The following is a 5,741-nucleotide window of genomic DNA, read 5'->3' on the forward strand; positions in this document are numbered from 1 at the left end:
CGGCATGGTGCGCCGGACGCTGCCTGGGGCGGTGGCCTTGAACGTCCAGGATCCCGCGTCGCTTGAGGCATCCCTTGCACGCCTGAAAGGGGATGGGGTAGTATGACGTTGTCTGGCCGGGCCGCCCTGGTAACGGGCGGGAGCCGGGGGATCGGCTACGCCGTCGCCCTTCGCCTTGCCAGGGAAGGGGCACGGGTAGCCGTCTGCAGCCGCCGGGCCGACGCCGCCGAGCAGGCTGCCCGGCAGATCTCGGCCGAGACCGGGGCCGAGGTCGTCGGGTGGGAGGGCGACGTGGCCCAGCCCCAAACCGCCGAACGGCTGGTGGCCGCGGCCCTTGAGCGCTTCGGCAAGCTGGAGATCCTGGTCAACAACGCTGGCATCACTCGGGATCAACTGCTTCTCCGCATGAGCGACGAAGACTTCGACCAGGTCCTCAAGACCAACCTTTACGGCGTCTACCGCATGAGCCGGGCGGCGCTTCGTCCCATGCTGCGCCAGCGCCACGGGCGCATCGTTAACCTCTCCTCGGTGGCGGGCCTCGTGGGTAACCCGGGGCAGTGCAACTATGCGGCGTCCAAGGCGGCCATCGTGGGGTTTACCCGCAGCCTGGCGCGGGAGGTGGCGTCGCGCGGGATCACCGTCAACGCGGTGGCTCCAGGCTTCATCGAAACCGAGATGACGGCGGAAAGGACACCCAAGGAGCAGGCCCTGGCCTCGCAGATCCCCATGGGGCGCCTGGGCCGGCCGGAGGAGGTGGCCTCGGCCGTCGCCTTTCTGGCTTCCGATGAGGCTTCTTATATTACGGGCCACGTGCTGGTCATAGACGGGGGGCTGACCATGGCAGGGTGATGGAGGGTGCACTTCGCTCCGAGACCTGCTGCGTGAAACGGATGCCATCGAGAAGCGTACTTCCTTGAATCTGGCGCTTTCGGGCCGGAGAGGAGAATCAAGAGAGCCTATGGACGGCAGCATCTTCGAAAAGGTGAAGTCCATCATCGTCGAGCAGCTCAGCGTGGACGAGTCCGAGGTGACCCCGGAGGCCTCGTTCGTGGACGACCTCGGGGCGGACTCGCTGGACATCGTGGAACTCATCATGGCCTTTGAGGAGGCGTTCGGGCTCGAAATCCCTGACGAGGACGCCGAGAAGATCGTCACGGTCGGCGACGCCGTGAAGTACATCCAGTCCCGGCAGGAGTAGGCACCGGCTCTTCTTTGGGGCGCAGAAAAAGGGGGGGCAACGTGCCAGACCATCGCCGTCGGGTCGTCGTGACCGGGATGGGCGTGATCTCGCCCATCGGCATCGGGCTCGATGCGTTTTGGTCGGCGCTGGTGGAGGGCCGATCGGGTATCGGGCCCATCAGACGGTTTGACGCAAGCTCGCTCGACTGCCGGATCGCGGGTGAGGTGCGGGACTTTGACCCCACCGCCTACATGGACCGCAAGGAGGCGCGGCGGGCCGACCGGTTCGCCCAGTTCGCCATCGCGGCTTCGCTCATGGCGCGCAGCGACGCCAACCTCCCCGATGCTCCACTCGGCCCTCGGGCCGGGATCGTCATCGGCAGTGGCATCGGGGGCATGGAGACGTGGGAGGAAAGTCACACGGCGCTTGTCCAGAAGGGGCCGGGCCGCGTCAGCCCCTTCACCGTCCCCATGATGATCCCCAACATGGCGGCGGGCCTGGTCTCCATTCGACTGGGCGCCGAGGGCCCGAGCCGGTGCACCGTGTCCGCGTGCGCTTCCGGGGCGGACGCCATAGGGGACGGCTTGCGGATGGTTCAAAGGGGCGACGTGGACGTGGTCCTGGCGGGCGGTACGGAGGCGGCCATCACGCCGTTTGCCATTGCCGCCTTTGCGGCGGCCAAGAGCCTCTCTACCCGCAACGACGAGCCGCAGCGTGCGAGCCGCCCCTTCGACCGCGACCGGGACGGATTCGTGATGGGGGAAGGGGCGGGCATCCTGGTGCTGGAGTGGCTGGAGCACGCTCTGGCCCGCGGGGCTCGCATCTACGCCGAGGTCATCGGCTACGGCGCGACGGGCGACGCCTTCCACATCACGCAACCCGCTCCCGAAGGCCGCGGCGCGGCCCTGGCCATGGAGGTGGCGCTGCGGGACGCCGGGATCCCGCCCCAATCCGTGGACTACATCAACGCCCACGGCACCTCGACGGAATACAATGATTGGTACGAGACGCTGGCCATCAAGCGGGTGTTCGGGGACCATGCTTTCAAGATTGCCGTCAGCTCCACTAAGTCGATGACGGGACACCTGCTTGGCGCTGCCGGCGGGGTGGAGGCCATCGCCAGCGTGCTGGCCATCCAGCGCGGCGTGCTCCCTCCGACCATCAACCTGGAAAACCCGGACCCCCGGTGCGATCTGGACTACGTTCCAAACCGGGCCCGCCGGCACCCGGTACGGGTGGCCATCTCCAACTCGTTCGGCTTCGGCGGACACAACGCCGTGCTGGTCTTCAAGCGATACGAGGAGGCACCAAAAGAATCTGCGCAAGGCGCGGACCGCGAAACGGCCTTTGCCCGCGGAGCAGCCGGCTCCGGTTGAGGACGCTGCCTGCTTCGGGTACCGGTTCAAGGAAAAACGCTGGCTGGAACAGGCGCTGACGCACCGCTCGGTGGCCTGCGAGCGGGCGGGCGCGGCCCGGCCTCACAACGAGCGCCTCGAGTTTCTCGGCGACGCAGTGGTGGGGCTGGTTGTCAGCGCCTGGCTTTTCCAGACCTTCGCCCGGAAGCCCGAAGGGGAACTCACCCGCCTGCGGGCGCAGATCGTGCGAAGCTCGACGCTGGCAGATCTGGCCAGGCGAGCCGGTCTCGCACAGCGACTCCTGCTCGGCAAGGGCGCAGAACGGCAGGGGGTGCGCCAGCAGGAGCGGATGCTGGCCGCCGCGTTCGAGGCGGTGGTAGGGGCTATCTTCGTGGATGGTGGGTGGGAGGCGGCCCGGAGCTCGGTCGAGCAGTTCCTGCCCGGCCTGCTCCGGCAACTCGAACCCGCCTCCGAGGCCAACCCGAAGGGAGCCCTTCAGGAGTTGCTGGCCCATGCGGGGCGTCCGGCGCCCGAGTACCGGCTGGTGGAGGTCCAGGGACCCCCGCACCAGCGCCGGTTTACCGTCGAGCTGCACTGCGGCCCCGACCTGGTGGTGCGGGCGGAGGGAGCAAGCCGAAAGAGCGCGGAGGAGGCGGCCGCTCGGGCCGCGCTCGGCCGGCTGGGAGACGCAGGCGGAGCCACCCGGGAAAAGGAGATCGGACAGGCCAGCGGAATATAGGTATCATTGGAAACCGTCCGACGTGGCAATAACGGCGCTCAGGTCCCCACGAACCGCGATGCCGCCGGGCCTTGCGTTGAGGGAGGCGTTGGGGCATGGATGTGCTGAAGGTTTCCGCCAATTCCAAGCCTAAGTCGGTGGCCGGAGCACTGGCCGCGGTCCTGCGCGAGAAGGGGTCGGCAGAGGTCCAGGCGGTGGGAGCAGGCGCCGTCAACCAGGCGGTCAAAGCCATCGCCATCACCCGCGGTTTCGTCGCCCCCAACGGTATCGACCTGGTCTGCATCCCGGCGTTCACGGAGATCGAGATCGACGGCGAGGAGCGCACGGCTATCCGGTTCATCGTCGAACCTCGTTGAGTTTTCCGAATCGGCGTCGTTTGGTCGGCGGCGCGGCCGTGTATTTGAAACGGCTCGAAGTTCATGGGTTCAAGTCGTTCGGCCGGCGGGTCAGCGTCGAACTGGAGCAGGGCCTCAACGCGGTCGTTGGGCCGAACGGCTGTGGGAAGAGCAACCTGCTCGACGCGATCCGCTGGGCCCTGGGGGAGCCCAGCGTTCGTTCGCTGAGGGGCGGCCGTACCGAGGACATCATCTTCGGCGGCACCCGGGACGTGCGCCCGCTGGGCATGGCTGAGGTCGTCCTCACGTTCGACAACGCCAGCGGCGCGCTGGGCGTCTCTTACCGGGAAGTAGAGCTGACCCGCCGCGCGTACCGTTCGGGCCAGAGCTTCTTTGCCATCAACGGCATTCCGTGCCGGCTCCGGGACATCCACGAGCTGCTCTCGCGCGCCAACTTCAGCGCCCGCTCCCACGTGTTGGTGCCGCAGGGAGCGGCTGAGGCCCTGGCGGTCGGGAGCGGGGAAGAGCGCCGGGCGGCGCTCGACGAGGTGGCGGGCATCGCCCGGTTCCGCCAGGTCTCGGCGACGGTTCAGAGCGTGCAGCAGCGCGCCCGCCAGGCAATGGACCGCGCGCAGGCGGCCCTGGGGGAATCGGCGCGGCACGTGGCCTTCCTGGAGCGCCAGGCTTCCAGGGCCCGCCGGGCCCGCGAGCTCTACGAGGCGCTCAAGACGATCGATCTGGAGATCCTGAGGCGGGAGGCGCTTGCCGCCCATGACCACCACGCCGAGGCCGACCTTGCGCGCCAGGCGGCGGAGGAGCAGCTTGAAAAGGCGCGCTCCGCCCTCCAGGAGAGCCGTGAGCGAATGCAGGCGCTTCTCGGGGCGCACGGGGAACTGGGCGCCAGGCTCTCTCAGCTTTCGGGCGCGCTGGAGGAGAGCCGCCGAACCCTGCTGGAACGCCAGCACGAGATGGACCGGGCGTCGGACCGGGAGTTCGACGCGGCCGGCCGGCTGGAGCGGGCCAGAGCCCGGCTTTCGGGGCTGAGCCGGCAGATCGAGGAGGTTCGGGCTCGCATCGGGCAGCTTGAGCGGGCGCGCTTGGAGCTGGCCGGCCGGCGGGAGCAGGTCGAGGCCGAGCACCGGGAGCTATCGGCCCGCCTGGAAGCCGCCGCCGCCGGCGTGAGCGAAAAGGAGAAGGCTCTAGAAGAACAGCGGGGCCGGCTGCTCGAGGCGCTGGAGCGGGTGGCCGGCGCCCGCAACGAACTCATCGAGGCGGCCCGGCAATACGAGGCGCAACGGCGGGAGTCGCAGCGCACCAACGAGCGCTGCGAGGAGATCCGCCAGCGTTGGGCCGGCCTGGAAGAGCGCGTCCAGGAGCTTGACGCCCAGATCGCCTCCCTGGACGCGAGGCTGGAGGAGACGTCCCGCCGCCAGCAGGAGCTGGCGCAGGAGATGAAGGTGGCCAGGGACCAGATCCGCCAGCTGGAGCAGGTGGCTTCCGAGGCCGAACTCGAGCGCACCCGCATCCGAGGGCAACTGCGGCTGCTGGAGCAGGCGCACGACGAACTGGAGGGCTTCTCCCGGGGCGTGCGCGCTGTGATGGCGGCCAACGCACCCTGGCGCAAGGAGATCTGGGGGCCGCTCGCGCAGCTGGTGCGGGTGCCCCAGGGCCTGGAAGAGGCCGCGGCGGCAGCCCTGGGGGCGTTCATGGAGGCGGTGGCGGTTGGCACCGCGGACGCCGCCCGGCAGGCCATTGAGTTTCTGCGGGAGCGGCGGCTGGGCTGGGTGACGTTCCTGCCGCTCGACTTCCTGCGGCCCCGGGGGCTCTCGCCGACCACGAAGCAGGGCCTTTCCCGGCTCCCCGGCTGGGTCGGGCTGGCCTCGGAGCTTTTGGAAGTGGACGCGCCACTGCGTGTGGCTCTGGAGTACGCGGCCGGGCGGGTGGCCGTGATGGAGAGTCTGGCCGACGCCCTGGAGGCGGGACGGCGGGCGCCGGAGCTGGCGCGTGTCGTGACGCGGCGGGGCGAGGTGGTCGTGCCGGGGGGCCCGGTGAGCGGCGGCTTTCGCGAGCACTCCCGGGCCGAGGTGCTGGCTCGCGCTCGCCAGATGGAGGAGGTTCAAAAGCAACTGCAG

Annotated in this window: 6 protein-coding genes; all 6 read left to right on the top strand. The window is 69.2% G+C overall.

What is annotated here, in order from left to right:
• Positions 1-102 precede the first annotated feature (102 nt).
• Positions 103-849, top strand: coding sequence for a 3-oxoacyl-[acyl-carrier-protein] reductase (gene fabG / locus AB1609_14400; protein MEW6047649.1), 747 nt, complete (start codon positions 103-105; stop codon positions 847-849).
• A 109-nt stretch (positions 850-958) separates the two neighbouring features.
• Entirely contained in the window at positions 959-1,198 is a 240-nt protein-coding gene (locus AB1609_14405; GenBank protein ID MEW6047650.1) for an acyl carrier protein, read from the top strand.
• Positions 1,199-1,239: 41 nt separating this feature from the next.
• Positions 1,240-2,556 carry a beta-ketoacyl-ACP synthase II gene (fabF, locus tag AB1609_14410; GenBank protein MEW6047651.1) on the top strand — a complete coding sequence of 439 codons (1,317 nt, stop codon included), beginning with the start codon at positions 1,240-1,242 and terminating at the stop codon, positions 2,554-2,556.
• Positions 2,528-3,274 carry a ribonuclease III gene (rnc, locus tag AB1609_14415; protein ID MEW6047652.1) on the top strand — a complete coding sequence of 249 codons (747 nt, stop codon included), beginning with the start codon at positions 2,528-2,530 and terminating at the stop codon, positions 3,272-3,274. The genes fabF and rnc overlap by 29 nt, the downstream gene beginning before the upstream one ends.
• 95 nt (positions 3,275-3,369) lie before the next feature.
• A complete protein-coding gene (locus AB1609_14420; protein ID MEW6047653.1) occupies positions 3,370-3,630 on the top strand; it encodes a stage V sporulation protein S in 261 nt (86 codons plus the stop codon).
• 38 nt (positions 3,631-3,668) lie between these two features.
• On the top strand, positions 3,669-5,741 hold a 2,073-nt coding region (locus AB1609_14425), incomplete at its 3' end, for an AAA family ATPase (protein MEW6047654.1).

Source organism: Bacillota bacterium, assembly GCA_040754675.1.
Taxonomy (GTDB): Bacteria; Bacillota; Limnochordia; order Limnochordales; family Geochordaceae; genus Geochorda.

Coding starts and splice junctions, on each gene's coding strand:
- fabG (MEW6047649.1), top strand. CDS start 103: ATGACGTTGTCTGGCCGGGCCGCCCTGGTAACGGGCGGGAGCCGGGGG.
- AB1609_14405 (MEW6047650.1), top strand. CDS start 959: ATGGACGGCAGCATCTTCGAAAAGGTGAAGTCCATCATCGTCGAGCAG.
- AB1609_14420 (MEW6047653.1), top strand. CDS start 3,370: ATGGATGTGCTGAAGGTTTCCGCCAATTCCAAGCCTAAGTCGGTGGCC.